Raw genomic sequence first — 3,125 nt, 5'->3', positions numbered from 1 at the left:
GCAGCGCCGTTCATGAGAATGCCCCGGATGGACCGGCCTTCGCTGGTCCGCGGGCGGCGCAGCGACGCAAGAGTTCCGGGGCTCTTACCACCCAAGTTTAGCCGATGAGGGACTTTGTCCACTCGTTGGGCCGCCGCGGTCCTTCTTGCAGGGTAAAGGACTCCTGCAGCGCAAAGGACCGCGGCGGACTGTCAGCGGTAGTACTACTCGTCGTCCGCTTCCCCGCCAGGGCGGGAGGTCTGGGTGGCCAGGCTGTCCCAGAAGGAGGTGTCGGCGTCGGCAATTGCTCCGTCAGCGATTGCTGCGGCGGTGGCAGTGAGGGTGGTGACCGTCTGCTTGATCAGGTATCCGTTGCTTCGGAGGCCCAGGGCATAGCCGTCCAGGTAATGGTCGGACATGCCCCGCATCTCAAACAGGAGTGTCGCGATCCCGTATTCCACAGCGATCCCGTTGCGGCTGATCGTCTCGGCGCTGCCGCCCACATACTTGCCGAGGTGGCCCCAGCCGGTGGAGTCGACGCTGTTAAACACGACGGCACCCAACTGCTTGGACTTCTCGACAACTGCGGGATCGGCGTTCGGCGTGGTGGGGTACAGTATGGACCCGGACACCAGCTTGCCGTCGCGTTCGCTGCGGGTGCCCTGGTGGTGCAGGTCGATCATGTAATCGATCCGGTACTTGCGCATCACATTGTTGTGCAGCGCCTGCGTTTCCGGCTGGACCTTGGCTACGTGGTCGCGGTTGAGGTCCACCTCTTCGGCGTTGTACCGCGTCATGTTGCGGTCACCCTTAGCCAGGTAGTCGTCCAGCGGGAAGTTCACGTCCCCCATGGCGCCGTCTGCGTTGAGCATGGGAACGACGAGGATGTTCGCGCCGTCGAGAACGTCCCGAGACTTTCCGGTGCCCAGGTGCTTGACGAATTCCAGCGCGCCCTCGGTGGTGAGCTGCTCGTTGCCGTGCTGCTGCGTCAGGTAAAGGATGGTGGGCTTCGCCGGATCCGACATGTATTTGACCAGGTGGATATCCCGGCCCTTCACGGTCTGGCCGATGACCTCCAGCTCCATGGCGCCCTGGCGGGCGTCCTGGTCCTTGAGGAAGGAGACCATTTGCTCGTAAGTGGCGAGCTTCGACGTGGTGATCTGGCCGTTGCCGTCATAGTTGGGGCCTTCGCCCACGGCCATCGCAGGTGCCGGCGCGGCCACTGCTGCCAGTGTCAGGGCTCCTGAAACTGCCAGCGTCCTGAAGGTTGCCAAGGTTTTTCTCACAGTGCGTTACCTCTTTCGAGTGCATATAGGTGCGGCCAGCCCGCCATGTCCCCCATTGCGGCCTGTGACAAAGCCAACCAACCTGGACTAATCCTGTCAATGGACGTGACAAGGATCTGCAGTCAGTTATTACGTTTCGAAAGGAGCTCTCCTGCCCTCGTGTTCCGGCGGCACCATCCGGAGTTTCCGCCCGACACAATCCGAAAGCGGATTTGCTCCCGGGCGCACCAGTGCATTTAGGTGAGAGTACCCATCCGGAGCGGCCGAGAGACCTGGATCGATGACGCCGCAGCAACCCACATAGTGCAGGTACGTCCTGCCTGCGAAGGTGCTACTGCCAGGACCGATGGAAAGGAATTCCAGCATGTCCCTGAACACCGACCACATCCGCGTCACCCACGCCGGATCGTTGCCCCGCACCCCCGAACTTATTGCCGCCAACGCTGCACGCCAGGAGAACCCTTCCGATGTCGAGGGCTACAACGAACTGCTCACCGCTTCCGTGGTGGACCTGGTCCAGCGCCAGCAAAGCCTGGGCATCGACATCCCCAACGACGGCGAATACGGGCACGCCATGTCCGCTGCTGTGGACTACGGCGCCTGGTGGTCCTACTCCTTCGCACGCATGGGCGGGCTGGAACTGGACAACGACGCCAAATGGGCGGTTGAACCGAAGGAATCCACCCCGGGCAACGTCCAACTGACCGGCTTCATCCATCGCCGCGACCGCGCCATCTTTGCCGAGGCCTACAACGACCCCACCAGCGGCATCTTCACCGGTGGCCCCAAGCCGTTCCCGAAAGTCACCGGACCGCTCGTTTATACCGGCCAGGACGCCGTCGCCTCCGACATCGCGAACCTGAAGGCAGGCCTGGCCGCCGCCGGACTGAAGGACGGGTTTGTTGCGGCCTTGTCCCCTGGCAGCGCATCACGCATCACCAATGAGTACTACGCCACGGAGGAGGAGTACATCTACGCCTTCGCCGATGCGCTCCGCGAAGAGTACAAGGCCATCATCGACGCCGGCCTGATCCTCCAGATCGATGATCCCTCCATCGCTGAGAACTGGGACCAGATCAGCCCCGAGCCGAGCGTATCCGACTACCTCAAGTTCACCCAGATCCGCGTGGAAGCCCTGAACTACGCCCTCCGCGGCCTTCCCGAGGAGCAGGTCCGCTTCCACCTCTGCTGGGGCTCCTGGCACGGCCCGCACACCACCGATCTTCCCCTTGCGGACCTGGTAAAGACCATGCTGCAGATTAACGCCGGCGGCTACTCCTTCGAGGCCGCCAACGTCCGCCACGAGCACGAGTGGCGGGTCTGGGAGGACACCAAGCTCCCCGAGGGCAAGGTCATCATCCCGGGCATCGTCTCGCACGCAACCAATGTGGTGGAACACCCGGACCTGGTGGCGGACCGGATCGTACGGTTCGCGGACGTAGTGGGCCGCGAGAACATCGTCGCCTCCACGGACTGCGGCCTGGGAGGCAGGGTCCACCCGCAGATCGCCTTCGCCAAGCTGGAAGCTTTGGGCGAGGGTGCACGCCGGGCCACCAAACTGCTCTGGTAGCTGCGGAGAGTTACAACGGGAACCCGCCGGTTCCGTGGCCGCCTGGACTGGGTGCACGGGACCGGCGTTTCGTTTCGCGGGGCTTGCTAAACTGGTAAAGGCCGACCAGGAATCGGTCCGCCCCATTTCAACCACTTCGGATCTGCTGCGCCATCGCGCGCCCATTTTCGCGGTGGCAGCAACACCAATCCCCGCAGGAGACCCAGCACTACATGACAGCCCTGGCACCCGAATCTTTCCATGAGCAGCTTCTGAACCGACGCTACGAACCCAATGTTGCAGCCGTCAAC

Annotated in this window: 2 protein-coding genes, 1 pseudogene and 1 riboswitch; of the genes and pseudogenes, 2 read left to right on the top strand and 1 reads right to left on the bottom strand. The window is 63.0% G+C overall.

All coding sequences use genetic code 11. From position 1 onward, the window contains the following. Positions 1-203: 203 nt before the first annotated feature. Positions 204-1,265, bottom strand: coding sequence for a M14 family zinc carboxypeptidase (locus RIF72_RS19970; RefSeq protein ID WP_309076523.1), 1,062 nt, complete (start codon positions 1,263-1,265; stop codon positions 204-206). A 247-nt stretch (positions 1,266-1,512) separates the two neighbouring features. Beyond that, positions 1,513-1,618, top strand: a riboswitch (SAM riboswitch). A gap of 11 nt (positions 1,619-1,629) precedes the next feature. Between RIF72_RS19970 and RIF72_RS19965 the strand changes: the two genes are divergently transcribed. Next, on the top strand, positions 1,630-2,835 hold the full coding sequence (locus RIF72_RS19965; protein WP_309076522.1) for a cobalamin-independent methionine synthase II family protein: 1,206 nt from the start codon (positions 1,630-1,632) through the stop codon (positions 2,833-2,835). Between the two features lie 152 nt (positions 2,836-2,987). Further along, positions 2,988-3,125 (top strand): annotated as a pseudogene (locus tag RIF72_RS20170) (uracil-DNA glycosylase); the annotation flags it as partial.

This window comes from Paenarthrobacter sp. (assembly GCF_031180005.1).
Taxonomy (GTDB): domain Bacteria; phylum Actinomycetota; class Actinomycetes; order Actinomycetales; family Micrococcaceae; genus Arthrobacter.
This window is presented reverse-complemented; position numbering and strand designations above follow the sequence as displayed.

Coding starts and splice junctions, on each gene's coding strand:
- RIF72_RS19965 (WP_309076522.1), top strand. CDS start 1,630: ATGTCCCTGAACACCGACCACATCCGCGTCACCCACGCCGGATCGTTG.